Genomic DNA, 19,155 nt, shown 5'->3' on the forward strand with positions numbered 1-19,155 from the left:
ATAGAATGCTCCTCTGCCTATAGCTCGTTAAACCGTTTTACGAGAACTTCTGTCATTTCTTCCATGGACTGTCTGCTGCTGTCCAGATAGATATCGTAGCTGTCCGGGGCGCTCCAGTCCTTTCCTGTATGGAATTCGTAGTATTTTCTGCGATCCTTGTTGACCTTTTTGATCAGGGCTTCGGCCTCTTTTTCCGTAATGCCCTTTTGCTCCATCTTACGACGGATACAGGCATCCATGGGTGCGGAGACAAAAACGCTTAAGACTTTGGCGTCCGTCCGCTCTCTGAGGATGTAGTCCGCGCATCGTCCGATGATGACCGCATCGGTTCTTTTGGAAATATGGCGGATCACATCGCTCTGAAGTTTAAACAGGGCCTCCTGTAATGGCGCTCCCTTAGGCACATGCTTATTTCCTCCGGTAACCATCTCGTACATCCAGGGGTTATGCTTCTTCTCGTCGAACCGGGCCAGATAGGACTCCGCCAGATCGCCGCGCTCCGCGGCCATGGAAATCAGGTTCTGGTCAAAAAACGGGATTCCCAAAGCTTCCGCCGTACGCTCCCCCAGTTCGCGTCCTCCGCTTCCCAGCTGTCTTCCGATAGTAAGTATCTTATGTGCCATAATACCCTCCTCCGATCGCAAAAATCCAGTATTTTATACCCTCTTAACACTCTGCTTATATTATATAGCAAACTCCTGTGAAAATAGCAATACACACTTTCCCGGATTGTGTTACCTTAATTCTGATTATAACTCCGCAAAACGAAAAAAGGAACTCCGATTTCTCAGAATTCCTTTTTCTTCAGCGTGGGCGAGAGGATTCGAACCCCCGACCTTTTGGTCCGTAGCCAAACGCTCTATCCAGCTGAGCTACGCCCACATTTCAGTCATTCACAAGCAATGTTTCCTGACTGCCTGATTATAATAACACACCTCATGGGGTAATGCAAGTGGTTTTTTAAATTCAGAATTTTCTGTCTTTTTCTCCTGCAGCTTCACCTCATATGTTTTTCGAGTTTTCGCTTTTTCATTACCCCGGTACTCATTTCAATATCATAAGCGGCGTCATATACCGCGTTTTCCAGTTTCTTTATTTCATGCTCCGGCATAGAAATCCTCCCTTATAAACTCAGCGGTCCGTTCATTTCCTTTTATTATGCCATTTCCATTTTACCTTGTAAAGGTATACAAAAAACTCCGAATTCTCATCTTCTGTAAGAATTCGGAGCTTTTCTTTCATGCCGGCAACCGGAATCGAACCGTTTTAATCTAAAAAATATACGTTAAAGAAAGGAGATTTTTACCCTCTGATAGATTCTGCACCTCTCTATGCACCTCTTGCATTAAGTGCAACTCAACCTTACATATATAATATATGTACGCATCTTCCTCTGTCAAGTATGCATGAAAATATTGACCTCCACGTTTTAAAATGCTACTATTCTTACATATGAAGGAGGACTATCATGGAAGCATTAACCCCTGTTCTCATATTTGATGGACGGTATCGACTATTCCCAGATGGGAAAATATATTCTACATCTATGCACAAATTCATCTCCCCCTTTATTCAACGAAAGCAAAAACGTATCACCAAAAAAGTAGTTTTGACCACTGAAAAAGGAAAACAATCCTGTTTTTCTCTACATCTACTTGTTGCCAAATACTTCATTCCTAACCCAAACAATTATTCTCACGTTCTGGCCAAGGATGATGATTATACCAACTGTGATGTTGCAAATTTGTATTGGAGTCCCACTCGTTTGTCGGGACATTTTTGCAGCGAATGTGGTGCCACTATCAAAACCTCTGACACGTTATGCCGGTTGTGCAAGAAAAAGCTCCAGCGCAGGAAGGAATTTGAAAACATTGCTCTGGATACATTATCTCCAGAAAACCGCGACATTATTTCAATGTACTTAAATGGAGACTCATATGAGAAAATCGGGCAAAAATACGGATACAGTAGAGAAATGATACATCACTTTATAAAAAGAGCAAACTTGAATGTACCGGTCTCTACAAAATCATCTTCACTGGAAAGATGTTCTTGCGAACTATGTGGCTGCCCCACATCAGGAGAACGCCTTTGTTCGACTTGTCAAAAGCGTTTATCCAGGGAACAAGAATTTAACCGTCTGGATCTTACGGATCCGCAGCTGCCCTACTCTGATTTCGCCAAATTATATATGACAGGTTCCTCTATGACCGCCATAGCCAGGGAATTACATGTATCCCGTGAACGTGCCTATGTAATACTGGAAAAAATCCGGAAATACTATAAACAAAAATATACGGAGGATCTTTCATGCTCGAATTAAATGAGTATTATTACTACGCAAACCTAGCTTTATATTATTGTGATGACTGTGGTGGGGAATTCATTGTCTCATGTGAGAAAACTACAAATGCCGGCCTGAAAGCTCCGTTCTGTCCCTATTGCCGTTCTTCTCAAACCCAATGCAAATCCTCTACCACGGATCAGGATCGCGCACAGTATCATTTAGGGAACCTTTCTCTTACTGAACCAAAATAGCTTTTATCCTACAAAAAATGCCAGTTCGTAAATGAACTGGCATTTTGCTCCAAATTATACTCTATGCTATTTGTCAATGTCTTTGCGTTTTTTCTTTGCTTCCAGTTCTCTTGCTTCTCGCTCAAATACATGCGAAATATCAAACAGTTCCGGAACATCAGATATAGTGCAAACCTTAACACAGTAATTGAGCCACGGCAACGCTTTTATCATTTTGTATATGACAGCCATTGCCTGCGCCTCAGACATTGCCTCTTTGGAATGATATCCAGAGCCTTGTATATGCTCAAATCCGTTGCTTTCAAAAAAAGCTTTAACATCTGTATAAGCATTTCTCCAAGAAGCAGACACTGGATAATATTTTTGTAACTGCTCCGTATTGAGATCGAAATTGATCCCCTTACGCTGCGAACTATCCATACTAATTCCTTATAAAATCTGTAATCAGATTCTCCCTTTCTTCCCCATTATACCAGGTACACTCTTTCAAACGTGCAGATATATCTTTTGCAGTCTTCAACTGAAAAATCGCAGCCCAGAACTTTCCATAATCCTGTGTATGACCCTTTCCAAGATATGTTCTCGTTCCACAGGTAGAAACCTTACACTCTAATTCTTCAGATGAGAAAATACTATCTGTTCTCCTGCAAAGACTATCTCTATCTTTCGCCGAAAGATTATCCAGATCTAACTTTATTTCAACTTTATATCCTTTTCTGGAAACACTTTTTACTGCCATAGCGAAAAGCTCCTTTCCTAATATTCCAATATTTATAGTGTTTTACTGTACTATATAATATTATGCCATCATATTTACTCGTTGTAAAGGTAATTCATACAGGAATATCACAGGATCTTATCTGGTAAAATTCTGTATACCCAGTTCCATAACGAATGCTTCCACCCGTGGAATGCACACTTAATGTTTCGCTCGGCATGTCATTTCCTGCAGCTGCATCATACATACTTTGAGCTTCCGTCTCATCTGAAGCAACTCCAAGCTTTACCAAACCGGTAAGTAAACACTGACACAGTTCTTGTTCACACTCCGTTTCTTCAAAGGGGCCACCAACTAAATTTGCCTCCAGATATTCTTCATTCCAACTGATAATAAAAAATCTTTTCATCAGCTCATACCCTTCTTTTGAAATTATTTGCTCCATGTACAGGCCGGAAGAGGCTGTCTCCACCTCTTCCGGCTTTCGATCAAGAATTCCTGATATCTGAAAGTAATTTTTGATGTCTGATCTGGGTTTTTTCTATGCCCTTTACCGATATCTCATATACCTCCAGCCAGGCTTTTTTTCTCGTCCTATTTGAGAACAGAGATAAATTCCACTTCAAAAGCTGAATGAATACCTTGATTTTATCCCTCCTTCTTTTTTTCTTTTCTAGTTTCATTGCCCGATGATGTCTTTTCAAGGTTCGTAGATTGTAAATCTGATATCTGTTTTTCAAGGTATCAATTCTAAGCCAGTACAGGCACCACGCAAGAAAAACTAGATCCACCCCGATCAGAACTCCAAACAACAACACAACTACATCTTTAGCCAACATTTTGGCCTCCCTTCTGCCCTTTCTGGGCTGTAAAATTTTAGACCCAGAAAACAAAAAAGAACCAATCTACCCAATAGGCAAACTGGTTCTTTGGTTATTTCATATTGTTTTCTTCCCCACACTTTACTGCAGGTATCTTCTAAGTCTATGCACTCAGAATACAATACTAATATTATATTTGTCAATATCTTCTTTTTAGTAGACAATATATCTTTTTATCAGTGCAACCATAGATTTCGGAAGATTATTAAGCTCTGTTATATTCAGAAAATTTTCTTCCCCATACAAAGCTTTTATATTTTCCGCATCATCTCCGATTGCTGCGCCAATGATTTTTATACCTGCCTTTCTGCCTCTTTGAATCGTATCTCTCATATGAACTGTCTCGTGCGGCTGTCCATCTGATATAACAATGATCACCTTTGTCCTTTCTTCTCTCTCCATCATTCTTTGAATGGCGTATGCAATAACATGACCGTCGTTATTCCTACCCCTGGCCGTAATTCCCATCAATCGTAACGAGTCCTGTTTACTCCAGGAATCAAAATCCCGATAATGGTACATTATCGTCCCCTCGCTTCTTCCTGTGGAATGCCCGAACATTAAACATGGGATCTCAAGTTTTCTCACAAACAGATCTACCAAAACCGCCATGTTTTTTAGAGCTTCTATACGATTTCCTCTCATAGAGCCTGATTCATCCATTATAATACATAATGACAGATCCAGTTTTTCAAATGGAATACGGTTGCGATAGAATACCTGTCCATCCGTTCTGTAAAGCTGTTTTTTGTTCAAGTATCCCATATATTGCCCGGACATTTTGGTGTTAATTTTACGCTCCTCCAGTTCTTTCTCCAATCGCCTAGAACAAGCGTTCGCCACTTTACAAACCTCTTTTTCAATTAGTTTATAAAGAACTTCATAGGTATCCGGGATATTGCTTTCTCGCTTTATTTGAAATCCCTGATCATAATATGAATCTTCTCTTCTGATTTCTTTGACGATTTCTCGCTTCTGTGTCTGCAGCTCCTGACATTTTTCTTTTTCATATGCAACGTTGGCATTTTCTTCAGCCACAGCTTTTAAGATTTTATCAAATTCTGTCCCTCCAGCAAAAGAACTCGCTTCACCGTCCTGCACGCTCTCAGAGGCTTTCTGTGCCCTTTTCGTAGCTTTCTCCATATCTGGTTCATGCTCTCTCAAAATTCCCTTATATGAGCTTCCTTGCGCCTCTGTAAAGGGCATAGAGGCATTCATGCTCTCTTGCTCTTTCATCATTGCTTCCAACGGTTCTGTATTTTTCCCATTTTCGGCATCATTTTTTTCTGATGTTCCGGTACTCATAGAATTATTCTGCTCTGATTCAGCTTTCTTTTCAGACGAATTCTCCCCAGAAGAAGACGACTCATTATCTCGGCTCTGCTCTTGCCCCTCGTCTTTTGACTGTCCCTGGCTGCTTTCTGCAGTGCTGTCCGTATACTTTAATAATTCCCTGTAATACGGCCACATAACTGTCGCTATGGTAATAATACAGTTTTCTATCGCCACTGTATTATTACTGTTTCCATGAGCATCTATGATATTCTTGATTCTCTCTAAATCTATCAGAAGATCTGGGGAAATATTCAACTCATTTCCAAGCTTTGTTTTACCATATTTTGAATACCACAGCGTTTGCATCATAAGTGAGCTGATTTTTTTCACTGTCACAGCTTCTGGTCCTTCATCTGCAGACTTTTTGTTCAATCGCTCTTCCATCGTTTCAGCTTTATCAAACATTTCTTCCCGCAGAACAAATAAACATTTTGTATAATAACCTGAAATCATCTCAGAAATCAGCAATTCATCAATAGCATCGTTCATTGCATTTTCAAGCCATTTTAAATCCTTGCCTATAATTTTCTTTATAATGCCATTGTCTTTAATCCTGGCCTGCATTTCTTCATAGTCTGTCTGCATATCCGGTTCTGAAAAGGTCATTTTCCGAACTATTCCCGCTTTTTCATAATCCACGAAAAAATTATGCCATCCCAGACCATCTAAAAAAAGAACGTGGCTAAGTTCATGCAGTACCATTCCAATGCTTAATTCGAATTGCTTTTTTAAATCCGGTACGTTTCGGATAAGCTTATATGCCGCATTGAGCAAAATCCAACTATTACTGTCTGTGCAAGCTGTTGTTTTATTTTCTGGTTCATACAGCACCTGCACTTTTATTCTGGGGGGATTTATTTTTCCCGCTTCCTGAAAACACCGTGCCAATACTGCCTGCACCATTTTCTGTAAGTATTCCAAATACTCTGTTGACTGAAAAAAAGTATCTGCAGTCAAATTTTTCATGAACTGCGATACCTTCTTTTGTAATCCTTCAAATTTCATATTTTTCCTTTCTGAAGGATCTGACAACGCAGATCCTTCAAATACTGTTTAAACAAATTCTGTCAAAACACAAGACTCCAGCTCTGACATCAGTTCTTCATTTTGAGTAGCCAGCGGAATAATCGTATCTTTTGCTGACTCATAAGCATCTCCCAGAAGTACATACCACGAAATCCAGTTGCATAACTCTCTGGTTCCACATGAGTAGTTCTCCTCGCCACTGGTCTGAAGTACCCTGCACATAGCATTTTGTACTTTCAGCATTTTGCGAATCGTTTTCGTATCATCAAATCCTGTATTGGACTTAATACGCTCGATCATCTCATCATCTGACGGCTTATCAAACCTCAATGCCATATGAAATCGGCTCAAATGAGATGCATTTACATCCCTACATGCTGCATAACTCCTGTTCGTAGTATCCACCGCAATAAAATCTGGATGCCTATTCACAATTTCACCGCTCTGGCATACCATAGTTGCCGTTCTATCCAATAATGAATTTAGTCCAACAATTACTCCCGGATTTGCTACAATATTGGGTTCTTGTAGTTCTACCAGATAGCCATACCGAAAAGCCTTGGCCAACGGACTATCTACATACTTAAATCTTTGGCCACTTGTATTCATTCCTGCAGCGATTTTATCAAAAATTGCTGCCATAGCCTCTTCTGGTGTAGCGTCATCTTTATGTTTGCCTGTGATTTTCTCGTAACTTGCAACTGGATCCAATGCACAGCTCAAAGAGTCTGGATATTCTTTTACCAATTCAGCGACTGAACACACATTTCCAGTTTCATCTACGGTTTCCGGAGCAATGCTCTGCAGAAGATCTAATATTTCAGTATTGGCAGAAAAAGTGATCGACACATATGGGATTCCCAATGCCAGGGATAATGCCATTGCTGCACTTGTTTTTCCTCCACCAGCTTCTCCATAAAAATAGAAATTGGAAAAAGCAATCGTCTTTCCATATGTAGCTTTGGCCGCGATTGCTGCTTTTACAAGCTGCTTCGGTACCTGGTACCACTCTCCCAACTTTGCCGCTGTAGCCTGCATCATCAGTTTTTCGCTATCTGTCAACTGTCTGTTTGGATTTCGAACAAACGCATCGGTAATAGAACGCACTGTCCATTTCTTCTGTAACTGTAATTCTGCCATTTTATGTCCAGCTAAAACATTCTTTTTCACCATTCCGGCAAATTTCTTGAACTCGCCTCCGGCGTGCATTTTCTTTACAGTAACATTTTCGATGTCGCTTATGGAAAGAAGTTCTTGTGTCCCCTGATCCTGGCAGACAATCTTCATTCCACTTCCGTCTATGGCATTGCAGTTATCCGTATATGTGCATCTCTGATAAACATTATCACAAAGAACTGCAGCCGCTTCCCAACATGAATGCTTGGAAGTTTCAGATGTACTTTTTTGATAATCTAACAGAGACGTTCGGAAGTATTCGTACTTTTCCTTGAACTCTACATTTTTAAGGAATTCTGGTATCAAAGCGAAGAACATAACCTGCTCATAATTACCAGCCTTTCCTATTTCGTATGCAGCAGCGCCTTTGATAGAGACCGCATTTTTTCTTACCACAGCAATTTTAAATTCCCAACGGCCATTTCTATTTACAGCTTTGCCTAATTGCAGCATTTCTTCTTTGCCAGGATACTCAACCAAATATTCTCCCGATTCAGCCTCGCCAACAGCTGCTTCCGGAACAATTCCCTTTGAAAGCTTCTCTTCCATAGAAACATATTCCATGACAGCCTCGATCAATGCCGGGAAATATGACAGACGCATATTGGTGTTTCCCTGGGAAACCGCATATTTAGAACTTCCAAACGAGTCCTGTGACATTTTCATCTGCATCATATATGATTTTACGGCTACCGAATCCTCAAATGGCTCCTTAGTAGTTATAACTGAACCGGATACCAAAAATATTGATTTTAACACGAAGCAGCCACCTCCTTTGCACGATAGACCAAGAATAAGCGTCCCTGATCGTCCAGTTTTGTAGCCACTCCATCCTTCCGGAACAAACTCATAGCAACTTCCAGATCTATATTTTCCGGAACAGTCGCTATATTCTCACATAAGATCTCACCAGGATACTTCCGTGTCATTTCATTTTCTGTCACCGGCAAGTTCAGATATACACTTGCAACCTTCTCGAAAATGTCATTATACCAACTCTCTGTGTTTTTTCGCTTTTCATCTTTTACTACAGCATCAAAACTTTTCTTTTTCTCTGCTTTATGAAATAGTTGAAACATATTTTCCCTCCACATCAAAACAGAGACAAGAATCTTCATTCCTGCCTCTGCTCACTTCTTTTGCTTTAGTCATACGGTAATTCATCTGATAAATCCAGATTAGTGAAACCATTCTCATAGATCGACATATCAAATGCCCCTGGATCATCGTGTACCGGTCCTGTTTCCTGCTGACTCTTTTTTGCAGAACCACCTTTCTGATTACCAGTTGTTTTCTTCGGCTCCTGCTCAGGATTGTTATTCGCTGATGTCTGCTTTGGGTTATGTGTCTCTCCACCTTCTTTTTTAGCAGTGCAAACCTTAAAATCATTTGCAGTCAAATTCAGGCTTTTCATAACTCCATTTCGACCCTCATACTCATTTATACTAAGCATTCCCAGGAATCCAAGTCTCTGATTTTTTGCCGGAGCATACTTCTGAATTCTATCACACACCGAGCCAAACATGGATATTCGAACAAAATAGCTGCCGTACTCTTTATTCACATAGCCTAAAAGATTCTCAGCCCTTCGATCACCGATCGTTACTGATACTAATACGGTTGCTACATTTACCGGACCATCCTTTCCATTCACCTCTTTAATTGTTACCGTGTTCCCTTCTCTGTCCTCTCTCACATACCCTTCCAGATACACCACTGTCTTATCTCCGACTTTGGTCTGCATCCATGTTGTGTACGTTCTGTTGTTATCTGCCATTTTTCCTCCTTCTGTCCTGGCCTGGACACTTTAATATGAATTTAGACTTTTTTGCAAACAGACAACAAAAAAGGACCTATTCTGCTTTTACGCATAATAAGTCCTTTGAATTATTTCGTTGTTCATTTCTACTCATTTGAGTTACTAAGTCTATGCCTACATCATATCTGATTTTATTTCAAAGGTCAACTCTTTTTTATTCTGCCCCAAACATAGACTCTTTTCGGCTGTATTCCGCTACAATATACCCTTTTGACATCTCCAACAATCTTATTCTTTTATAAGATGCTGCCGTATGTACTATGTTCCCTTTTATATCCTTCAGCAAAAAATACCCTGTTTTCCGTCTTCCAGCAACGAAACATTCCTGATTCTCAAACAGAACTTTATCCCAGAGCCGGAAACCTTTCACAATATATGGAGCCTGATGTAATTTTCTGGTTCCTCCCTTTAGTACGGTTGCATTATGTAACATCCTATTATGTCTTCTCAGGATTTTGTAGCAATAAACCTTATCACTACTACTCTGGCTCTCCGTACTGGCTGCTATTGCAAAGGCATTATTCAATTTTGAGTATGGCAATTTGAATTTTTCTCTTCTGATCTTTGTCTGATAACCATAAACCTCTACAATTTCTGATGGATCTATCGCCGAATATATTCTTCTTCTCAAATACTTGCGAACCATTCCAAACTCCGGAATATCTGCAGGACTTTTTCTCATTTTAGGTTTTGGCAATTTCTTTTTCCCAGCTTCATATCGTAAATAGCAGTTCGCGCACAGAACAACCATATCTTTTGCTTCTTGGCCCACTACAATTAACTTTTTCGTATCTTCTCTTCCCTTACAGGATTCACATGTATGATAAGAGTTCCAAAGCATATATTGACGCACATCATATAAATCCAGTTCATGCGGTATCGCTATTCCATCATATATATACTGTCTGATTTGAGGATAATTGAATTCTGCTATCTCCATCCTCACTTCTGTAACCGGCAATATCTGTTTCACACGCAAGATCGCTTGTATAATCTCATCAACTTTTACTTTTACAGAAGGGGCAGCCCAACCATGCTCTGAATTTCTCTTTCGGTTTTGTGAGCGTTTCGCACGATAACGCCGATTGATTTTTCTTCGTCTTTTAAAATTCTTTTTAGCTTCCATTAACTTCGGAACATCTGTTCGGAGCATCACTTTCGCTGCATATAGCTCCTGTGCCGACGAACAACCGGAAAGAGCAAGTTCCTTGTGTCCAGCATCCACACCTAAGACAACTTCCTGACATTTTGGTTCTTTTATGTCATAGCATAACTGAATTACAAACGGTGTCCTAGAATATACCCTTGCTCGACCACTTTTCAGCATTCTCCGCACCTTCCCATATCTTTCCATAGGCATGAGCGGATTTCCCTGTTTATCAATCACATAAACCATAATTTGTCCTCCCGGATCAAAAAAAGAGGCTGTGTTTGATCACAGCCTCAGTGCGGTAAGCCTGACATAATATGTCAGTAAGTCATCCATCCCCAATATTATTCATCGGTTTTCTCTGCAGACACTGTACCTTCCTGCCAGCACTGTTTAATCTGCAGACACAGCGCTACGAGCTTGGATGTTGTTGCTTATACTCATAGGTGTCTATATCATTCGATGATAATGGAGCTTGCGCCGAGGGTAGTCGAATGGCATATTTATATGCTATACAGGTAATTCAACTACTATTCTCTCAGTTACGTCTTAATCTTATCTTACCTTTACATCTATGTCAATATCGTTTTTGTAATTTTTTTACATTTGATATCCAGCATATATTACTTGGGTTTGCCTCTTACATAGAAGACCAGTCATATCGTGGAAGTTCCTCACTCTCAGCCGCATCACGATCCAGACGAATCAGCTGAATATTATGATTCCATGCGTATCTTATCAGGATTTGAAGATCTTCCGGAAGAGCAGCCATAAAATTGTCGTCGTCATCACACACAGTAATGAACACGCCTTCTTTATATGAGTAACTGTACGGCCACTTGTCCGGTTGTAATCCATCCAGCGTTTCCTTTCTAAGATGGCTGGTACAAATATCCAAGTATCTTTTAATCATAGTTTTCCCTCTCTCTCATGGCTTTTTTGCTCTTCCTTTTTCCTATTTTTTACTAGCAGATAATCATCAATTCCCTTATATCTGATATCCCAGCGGAAGCGCTGACATCTGATCCCCAACGTTTCAATATTACTGGAAATCTGATCACACCAGCGGCGTACATAATTGATTTTTACCGTTCCATCCTCTTGCATTTCGTCTGGCTTAAATTTATCCATGTCTGTCAGATCCTGAACTTCGCAAAGCCCTCTGTTTTCCTTGAGCCAGAGAAGTTCATCATATAAGCCCAACTGATTCGATAGACCACACAGAGCTATAATGGGATACTTATATCCCAGTGAGTGTGCTATATCGCCTTTCAGCGGTCCTTCTGTCAGCCCTATAATCGGAATGTCCCCATCCTTCGGAAATCCCACATGATGAAATTTCGGAATTCCTTCCAAATTGCTTCCCTGGTCCATCAGGAAATTATCAGACCATGAACTTGACCAAATATACTTTTTGCTATCCACACAAGAATCTTTTCGTATCTGCAGCCCCAGAATTCGTCCCTCTATATCTTTTACCGGTATATAAAAGCCATGAATCCAGCCAATATTGGCTTTCCATACATAATTTTTACAATAGAATCCTGGAACACCTCGCAACAACGCATCCTGTTCCTGCAGCCGTTTGGGATATGTTTCTTTACCAATCAGCGGAACTGACTTATATCCGAATTTTTGTATCTGAATATCATTAAGTCCCCTTTTTCTCAAATCATTTAAGTGAGCTTCTGACAAAGACAACATATCCAGATACATTGCATAAGTCCGATCACGAATTTCAATATCTGCAGTAACTGCCTTATGTTTAGCAAAGTCAGAGCTTATTTCATCTTCTGATTTTGCTATATTTCGTGATGAAGTCCTTTCTTCTGATAGCTTTTCCTGAAACTCTCCTGTAGACTTTGCAATCAAACGCGCTGCTTCTGGACGGCTGATCCCTAAAACATCTGAAGCTAATTGCAACATACCACCACCAGCTCCACATTTATTGCATCGTGCAAGATTTTTGGAATAAACAACATGCAGCTTTTTCCCTTTGCATATCGGACAAACCACATCTTCGGTATCTCTGCTTCCTGAGCGTGCATGTTGCACGCCCAGATAGTCTAATACATCCGATACGGAGAAAGTAAACTCCTCCATAAATACCCTCCTATTTCAGCTCCATAGCTCCATCCAGCAGCGTTCTATACACTTCCACCATCGGATCTTCTGGAGTTGCTTTGGATAAATAATATTTTGCAAAAGAAATAACTGCAGCCTTACCTCTTTGATCATAAATATCTCTAAATGGTTTGCCACTATAAGGGCCACCGGCATTTGCAGGTGTTTTATAGTTAAGTGCCTCTTCAATAGTTAATTTGTGACCGTTCTTCGCTGTCTGGCGAGCCGCCTCTGCCTCTTCTGCAGCTTTCTTCTCTGCTGCCTGGCGAACCGCCTCTGCCTCTTCTGCTGCTTTCTTTTCTGCTGCCTGGTGAGCCACTTCTGCCTCCTCTGCAGCTTTCTTCTCCGCTGCCTGGCGAGCCACTTCTGCCTCCGCTGCTGCTTTCTTCTCCGCTGCCTGGCGAGCCGCTTCTGCCTCCTCTGCAGCTTTCTTCTCCGCTGCCTGGCGAGCCATCTCCGCCTCCTCTGCAGCTTTCTTTTCTGCTGCCCGGCAAGCTACCTCTGTCTCTTCTACAACATTCTTTGTAACAAAAGTTGTCTTTCCAGTCACTTCCGGAATTTCCATTTCTTCTTCAGTCATCCGGATCTTGTCTCTTAACCCCTCTTCCGTAATCACTTCTGCACAGGTAAGTTCCATCAAAAGTGTTTCAGATGAGAATCCAAGAATCATAAGAGCCATTTTTAATGCATCTGCATAGGCGTTTTTATAGGCATAGTTCCGACTGTCATAACTAACATCCGGCCGTAGAGAATCAGTAAAACTCTTGCTTGTCCCTTCTGCCTCATGAACCGTTTCATTCCCTTTAATAATCTGGATATTTACGTTCACAGTGACTCCATCTGCAGCATCCTCTGCTGTTGATTTAATATTCAGCTTTTCTCCATCTTCCAGACTACTTTTCAACCATAACAGCAATGAGTCCGTTGAGAAAAATGGCTTCTGCTCTCTTATTTCCATAAATTTTGCCAGCATAATCAAAGTGTTATCATAATCCAATTCTCTTAAATACATTCTCATATTATTTTTTCTCCTTCAAAAGTAAGTTCAATGCATCTGCATTATATTCAACGCTGAAATTGTGAGCGCAACACGCTAATGCATCTGCAACCATGTTTTTTTCTCTTGGAATCCACCTTATTATTGATTGCAACTTTTTCTGGCTTTTCGCAACCACATTGTTGCAGTCCGTATACAGTTCATAGCTTTCTTCCGGATATAGCAGTTCCACAACAGATTTTCCTCTTTCCAGAGCTGCCATTTCTGCATCCGTCGGATTTGCTGCAACCACCTCATCCGTTAATAAATAAACCGGAGCTTGATTATGATAAAGTATTACCGCAATCCCAGCTTTTCCTGTATCTGCATGGTAGCTCCCATCACAATATACCGCTATCATTTCACTATCGCTCCTGACTTTTCTTTTTTCGTGTCTCTTCCAACTCTGATCTACCCGCTTTTATGTTTTGATAACACATTGTATTTTCAAATACGCGGATATAATCACATACGGACCGAAACAACTTTTCAATTTCATCATCAGTCAGCCAAACAAACAAAAACTTGTCCGTTTTGTAACTGTCTTCTTTCGCCTTGAATCCTCCGCTTCCTGTCTTCACTGCTACTGCAGTCCCGTTGCTTATGGCTATTTGCCACGGTGATCGCCTCGGATTTCCTGCGCTGTCTTTTCCGCATCGCTTAATCACAATCCTGGACATTGGGCTTTTCCCATTCTGATCTTTCGAGGCTGCTATCAATTTATCCCCCGTATAAATCACGATTTCCTTATTCTTAGAATAGGGATCTTGGGCCAACGCTCCACCTGCATTACGATCAATACTCTTATTGGCTGCAAAAATCAGATTTTCTTTTTGGCTTCCATCCGGTGCGGGAAAAGAAAAATTCATATTCAGGAAATTGAATAGTCGTTTTATGTGTTCTTCCACCCATGCTGAAAAGACAGAAATTGCGAATATCAGAAATGAATTCTGCTTGTATCCATAAGAAAACGCACTTCTTAAAAATACTTTGTCTATTTCCCTTGCAATATTGGCAGTTATCTGTTTTACATCACACGGCGAAAGATTAAATGTAGCATACTGTGTTTTCCCTTCTCCAGTTCCTTGAGAGTAATCTGCTATTCCCACTCCAATCAGGGAATATATTTTTCTCTCTCCCTCTGCTAATTCCTCCTGTCCGGCGTGCAAGTGTGCATATGCACTTGGCGCTGCTGGATTCATTTTGTCCACGAATTCCACTAATTTTTTGTTATTCTGGAATTTCGTAATCTGGTTACTTATCACTGTAAGTAATCCTCCTTTCTTTGGCTTCGTCATCAGGTTACATCTATGTAAAAGACCTGCATTTTTCCCAACAAAAAAAGGACTTATATACAATAAATGCATAATAAGTCCTTATTATTATTTCGTTGTTTTGGGTTCTCACCACTATGATATGCTAAGTCTATGCCTGTATTCTACATCCAATATTTTCAAATGTCAAGATTTCCCTTTCTCATCTTCGGAAACTTCGGAAACCAGAATGATCTTACCAGAATCGTCCACCTGCAGCCGTTCCCAAACTTCAAATGCGTTGGCAATATAGAGCTTCTGATGCATTGATAAAGTATTTGCTTTATCAGACGAAAGTGCATTGACGGCACCAATTTTATAAACAACCTCAAAGAATTCATCCAATACTTCATTATCAATATCTGAACAAGAAAAATAGCTGCTCTTGTCCTCCAGTACAGAATTACATAAATCCTCTTGGCATTCCGGGCAATAACCACTTTTTATAAATTCACGCCCAAATTTATCTAAAAATGGAAGTGCCTTCTGGACCATTTTACGTTTTGTATTAAAATACAGCGCAACCATGTACTCCATCACCTGATCATAATTTTCCGCATCAATCACCATGTAGGTAACCTTTCCGCATATTGGACACTGCTTTTCCACAATTCTTTTCATCGCCTATTCTCTCCTTCTAATTTTTTCTTTATAAGTTTTTCTGCAAATTCAACAAACTCATCCCGTGACATGTGTTCCGGATAATCTGGGAAAAACTCCCATGCCATGTTTGCAAACATATATTCTCTTGTTTCGAGATCATATGACAAATAGGTATTTCCATCCGGAGTACACAAGCTCCCGCTTCCGTCACAATAATGTCTCCATTTCCATCCAGCAGGAAGTATATTACTATCCGAGATAAACGGTGTCGCTTCTTTTTTCATTTCCACTATATTAAGCAGTTTAATCACACCATATGGATATCGCTCATCGAACCAACTCCATATTTTCATCTTCGGTGTACCTGACGGAAACATCCAAAAACCTTGCTCAAGTTTTTCCGATTTAGGATCCATCGGAATATCCTCCATGCTTTCCCACAGTTGTTCCAGAAATGTTTCATTATGCTCCGGATCCTCACCTGCCTTAATCAATTTCTCATATAAGGAACTAATTTCATTCATTTCAACTATTTCAAAATCATCTTTCCCGCAGATTAGAGCTATGGAACCGCCATCTGACCATTTCCCATGAATTTGACCGGCATCATCAATATACTCTGCCATAAAACGGCTTCCTTTTTCTTTCGGAGAATACGGATCCTCTATTTTACTTGTAAGCTCAAGAATCATTCCTTTTTTAATTTTTTTACGCATAATCTCTATTATCTTATCCATCAATTTTTCCTCTCTCTAAACAATAGATCCGGAAGACATATGCTCCCGGATCCATCAGATTTATTTTGTGCAATAAATTGTGTTTTCAGTTTCTATGTAAACTTTTCCACCTACGATATAGAAATCCTGCACATATGAGGTATGAAACCACCGATCTCCCATGAGAATATTAGCTCCTTTTCCTCGTTCAAGATTCATGCAACCATTGATAATCTTTCTCGGCTTTCCATCGCTTTGTTTCATCTTGTCCATAAGTAGATCAAGTGAAATCCATTTATCATAAATTTCGATGATTGTAACCATCTCATTCACTTCATCTGCCGGTACCAAGCCTCCACAGCAGCCACAAATGACATCTCCATCATCCATTAAAATTCCCACATGGTTTAATCCTGATTCTTTATCCTGAAATAATATTTGTTTCATACTCATCCTTCTCCTATAAATGTGAATTTTTTTGTTTTTCAAACAGCACAAATGATGTATGATCCCAATTTACATTGATCGGAATCCACCTGCCATCCTTTTTAACCTCTCGCGTAAGCAAATTGTACTCCAGCCACTCGCTTGATGGATCTGAAAAGTCTATGATGAAACCTGTTTTCAGTGCCGTATACGGCTCTATTTCTTTCCTGCAGAGCCAATACAATTCATCTGCCATTTCTGGAAGTCCTTCCACACTGAATTGCTGCATCATCCGTTTGCTCATTTTTTTTACCATTCCCGAAGATTCGATTACATTTTTTATAATCTCCATCTCTTCTTTTTCAAAATCTGGATGAATAGGCCATACATGAGATTCCAGCAGTGCGACTACATAGCTGTTGGCAGTTACTCTCAATACTTCTACAGCTTTTTTATAAGCTGCAGCATAATTTTCTTTCAAAAGTTCTCTGCTTCCAACTGCATCTATGTTACGCTTAAACCGTGCCAGAAGTTGATTCAATTCACCTGCCAGTTCCTGTACCGTCTTTTTACCTTGCATCTCTCATCCTCCTGTCAGGCTTCACGCCAAACATTTTACGAATAATAATCCAGCAATAGTTGTAATGCCTGCCTTGAAACATTGATTACGCTTCCTTCTGCAGTTCCCCGAAGTTGGACACGATAATGTCTATCACGTTCCATCTTCTCCATATGTTCCTGTATAAGTCTGGCTTTATACGGATCCGATTCTTTGGGTGGCAAATATTCCAAGTCAATTTCATCCGGATTATCTTCTGTATCTGCAGGCAAATAACTTTCACCATCGAACTGCTGTCTGCAAGTTGACAGTATCACCCCTATTGCCTTTCCGTTTTTCCTTTCTTTCAGGATTTTTTGAAATTTTTCCTCCGGAACATCAAATGATATTCCAACTCTGGCCCACATCTTTTTCAATGTTCTACCTCCATTCTTAATTTTGTTGTGTGTAACGCCTTAATTTTCTGCTTTTCTCCTTTCCCGCTTATTCAAAACTCAGTAAAAAGAGTAACAAAAAAGGCGTATTTTCCTACAAATAGGTAAAATACGCCTTAAAATTATTTCGTTATTCCATGAAGCCTAATACTTCAATCGCTGTTTACTAAGTCTATGATGCAAGAATAGCAAATTTTGTAATTTATGTCAAGTTTACGGTAGCTACATATTAGTTTCATTTTTTCGCTGCTGAATCACAGATAACTTTTCTGGACTCCATATCGCATAAAGTAACTCTTTTATATGTTACCGAATACTTTTCATAAAATTTTCTGGCCTGTTCTTTGTCCATACAATAATATCCTAGGCATTTGCGTCCCTCAGAATTATAGACCTGCACTTTAAAGCCATCCCAGGTAAAATCTTCCATATTCTCATTTACAATCGCTGTCACATCTACTACCCAGTCTGCCCCAAGTTTTGCCATGATTCGCATGGCCTCTCTTGATTCGTTTAATGTTTTTATGACTGCAATTCTCATCCGACTATATTTTTCCTGTTTTTCATCTATGGATCCATCCAAATAGATATCCAGATAAATCCCTTCACTACCTCCATAAGCCACTTGAGAAACGACACTAAATTCAGATGACCGTATTTCCAGTTCTTTGTTCTCTGGTAATGCATAATCAATACCATCTGGCCAGTTTCCTTCATTGCAAATTTTTTCTTTTACCTTCTCAAAAAATTCTTTTACGGTATATGGTTTTTCTCTCATTCGTGATTCTCCTTCTACATAAAATCAAAAATACTAAGTTCTTCGCATTTTTCCCAGAGACAAATTGTCAAGGACTTTTTAATCAAATTCACAAAAAATCTACAAAAAAGGTGCCAGAAGCACTGTATGGCTCCTGACACCTCGTTTGATAGATTACATTTTTCCGTTCAGCAGGTCTTTGCAGAGATACGCATAGTCTGGCAGCTGGTTGATATATGGCTCCCAGAGCCGCTTGATTTCGGCTAACTCCAGCGGGTCGGCTGCTTCCAGTGCATGATCGTTGCCAGTCATATATAAAACATCCGTAGCAACATCATCCAAACACTTGCCGCAGAGATCGGCGGCAGATTCTATCCTGATACCGGTATCCACATAGACTGGATTTACGCCAATCGTCAGCCAGACATAGCCCACCTTGTCCGACCAGAGCAATTCAAAATCAGGGCTTTGCCGCAGATGTTCCGCAAAGACTTCCTTTACTCGCTCAATTTCATGTTTCTCTTTTTCTGTGTAAAGCATTTTC

General features: G+C 40.1%; 23 protein-coding genes and 1 tRNA gene. 1 reads left to right on the forward strand and 23 read right to left on the reverse strand.

What is annotated here, in order from left to right; translation table 11 throughout:
* Window positions 1-17: 17 nt before the first annotated feature.
* Window positions 18-623, reverse strand: a complete 606-nt coding sequence (locus tag OCV63_RS01410; RefSeq protein WP_158361618.1) for a cytidylate kinase-like family protein — start codon at window positions 621-623, stop codon at window positions 18-20.
* A 185-nt stretch (window positions 624-808) separates the two neighbouring features.
* Window positions 809-882 (reverse strand) — tRNA-Arg (locus OCV63_RS01415).
* 664 nt (window positions 883-1,546) lie between these two features.
* Here OCV63_RS01415 and OCV63_RS01420 point away from each other — a divergent pair.
* On the forward strand, window positions 1,547-2,323 hold the full coding sequence (locus OCV63_RS01420) for a sigma factor-like helix-turn-helix DNA-binding protein (protein WP_416861991.1): 777 nt from the start codon (window positions 1,547-1,549) through the stop codon (window positions 2,321-2,323).
* Between the two features lie 281 nt (window positions 2,324-2,604).
* On the opposite strand, the gene OCV63_RS01425 is transcribed toward OCV63_RS01420, so the two are convergent.
* From OCV63_RS01425 to OCV63_RS01525, 21 genes are all read right to left on the reverse strand, one after another.
* Entirely contained in the window at window positions 2,605-2,958 is a 354-nt protein-coding gene (locus OCV63_RS01425; protein ID WP_158361621.1) for a hypothetical protein, read from the reverse strand.
* 1 nt (window position 2,959) lies between these two features.
* A complete protein-coding gene (locus tag OCV63_RS01430; RefSeq protein ID WP_158361623.1) occupies window positions 2,960-3,277 on the reverse strand; it encodes a hypothetical protein in 318 nt (105 codons plus the stop codon).
* Window positions 3,278-3,371: 94 nt separating this feature from the next.
* Window positions 3,372-3,665 (reverse strand): hypothetical protein, encoded by a 294-nt coding sequence (locus tag OCV63_RS01435; RefSeq protein WP_262670583.1) that lies wholly within the window; start codon window positions 3,663-3,665, stop codon window positions 3,372-3,374.
* A 79-nt stretch (window positions 3,666-3,744) separates the two neighbouring features.
* Window positions 3,745-4,095, reverse strand: coding sequence for a hypothetical protein (locus OCV63_RS01440; RefSeq protein WP_158361629.1), 351 nt, complete (start codon window positions 4,093-4,095; stop codon window positions 3,745-3,747).
* 195 nt (window positions 4,096-4,290) lie between these two features.
* Window positions 4,291-6,477 (reverse strand): VWA domain-containing protein, encoded by a 2,187-nt coding sequence (locus OCV63_RS01445; RefSeq protein WP_158361632.1) that lies wholly within the window; start codon window positions 6,475-6,477, stop codon window positions 4,291-4,293.
* 48 nt (window positions 6,478-6,525) lie between these two features.
* Entirely contained in the window at window positions 6,526-8,433 is a 1,908-nt protein-coding gene (locus OCV63_RS01450; RefSeq protein WP_158361634.1) for a P-loop NTPase family protein, read from the reverse strand.
* The gene (locus OCV63_RS01455; RefSeq protein ID WP_158361637.1) at window positions 8,427-8,792 is read right to left on the reverse strand and encodes a hypothetical protein; all 366 of its coding nucleotides are present in this window, start codon (window positions 8,790-8,792) and stop codon (window positions 8,427-8,429) included. Before OCV63_RS01455 ends, OCV63_RS01450 begins: the two co-directional genes overlap by 7 nt.
* Window positions 8,793-8,818: 26 nt before the next feature.
* Window positions 8,819-9,451, reverse strand: coding sequence for a hypothetical protein (locus OCV63_RS01460; protein ID WP_158361640.1), 633 nt, complete (start codon window positions 9,449-9,451; stop codon window positions 8,819-8,821).
* A gap of 196 nt (window positions 9,452-9,647) precedes the next feature.
* Window positions 9,648-10,889: an RRXRR domain-containing protein gene (locus OCV63_RS01465; RefSeq protein ID WP_158361643.1), complete on the reverse strand. Its 1,242-nt coding sequence runs from the start codon at window positions 10,887-10,889 to the stop codon at window positions 9,648-9,650.
* Window positions 10,890-11,283: 394 nt separating this feature from the next.
* A complete protein-coding gene (locus OCV63_RS01470; RefSeq protein WP_158361646.1) occupies window positions 11,284-11,556 on the reverse strand; it encodes a DUF5983 family protein in 273 nt (90 codons plus the stop codon).
* Window positions 11,553-12,746 (reverse strand): DUF3854 domain-containing protein, encoded by a 1,194-nt coding sequence (locus OCV63_RS01475; RefSeq protein ID WP_158361649.1) that lies wholly within the window; start codon window positions 12,744-12,746, stop codon window positions 11,553-11,555. The genes OCV63_RS01470 and OCV63_RS01475 overlap by 4 nt, the downstream gene beginning before the upstream one ends.
* Window positions 12,747-12,756: 10 nt before the next feature.
* Window positions 12,757-13,785: a hypothetical protein gene (locus OCV63_RS01480; protein WP_158361652.1), complete on the reverse strand. Its 1,029-nt coding sequence runs from the start codon at window positions 13,783-13,785 to the stop codon at window positions 12,757-12,759.
* 1 nt (window position 13,786) lies between these two features.
* Entirely contained in the window at window positions 13,787-14,164 is a 378-nt protein-coding gene (locus OCV63_RS01485) for a ribonuclease H family protein (protein ID WP_158361655.1), read from the reverse strand.
* 4 nt (window positions 14,165-14,168) lie between these two features.
* Window positions 14,169-15,068 (reverse strand): hypothetical protein, encoded by a 900-nt coding sequence (locus tag OCV63_RS01490; protein ID WP_158361658.1) that lies wholly within the window; start codon window positions 15,066-15,068, stop codon window positions 14,169-14,171.
* 195 nt (window positions 15,069-15,263) lie between these two features.
* Complete coding sequence (locus OCV63_RS01495) at window positions 15,264-15,737, reverse strand: hypothetical protein (protein ID WP_158361661.1); 474 nt, start codon at window positions 15,735-15,737, stop codon at window positions 15,264-15,266.
* Window positions 15,734-16,456: a DUF4314 domain-containing protein gene (locus OCV63_RS01500; protein WP_158361664.1), complete on the reverse strand. Its 723-nt coding sequence runs from the start codon at window positions 16,454-16,456 to the stop codon at window positions 15,734-15,736. The genes OCV63_RS01495 and OCV63_RS01500 overlap by 4 nt, the downstream gene beginning before the upstream one ends.
* Before the next feature lie 60 nt (window positions 16,457-16,516).
* Window positions 16,517-16,882: a hypothetical protein gene (locus OCV63_RS01505; RefSeq protein ID WP_158361667.1), complete on the reverse strand. Its 366-nt coding sequence runs from the start codon at window positions 16,880-16,882 to the stop codon at window positions 16,517-16,519.
* A 13-nt stretch (window positions 16,883-16,895) separates the two neighbouring features.
* Window positions 16,896-17,441 (reverse strand): hypothetical protein, encoded by a 546-nt coding sequence (locus OCV63_RS01510; protein ID WP_158361669.1) that lies wholly within the window; start codon window positions 17,439-17,441, stop codon window positions 16,896-16,898.
* Window positions 17,442-17,476: 35 nt separating this feature from the next.
* Entirely contained in the window at window positions 17,477-17,836 is a 360-nt protein-coding gene (locus OCV63_RS01515; protein WP_055304423.1) for a hypothetical protein, read from the reverse strand.
* 253 nt (window positions 17,837-18,089) lie between these two features.
* A complete protein-coding gene (locus OCV63_RS01520; RefSeq protein WP_158361672.1) occupies window positions 18,090-18,632 on the reverse strand; it encodes a hypothetical protein in 543 nt (180 codons plus the stop codon).
* A 153-nt stretch (window positions 18,633-18,785) separates the two neighbouring features.
* A complete protein-coding gene (locus tag OCV63_RS01525; protein WP_014080225.1) occupies window positions 18,786-19,151 on the reverse strand; it encodes a hypothetical protein in 366 nt (121 codons plus the stop codon).
* Between the last annotated feature and the right edge of the window lie 4 nt (window positions 19,152-19,155).

The sequence above is a fragment of the Laedolimicola ammoniilytica genome (assembly GCF_025567165.1).
GTDB lineage: Bacteria > Bacillota > Clostridia > Lachnospirales > Lachnospiraceae > Laedolimicola > Laedolimicola ammoniilytica.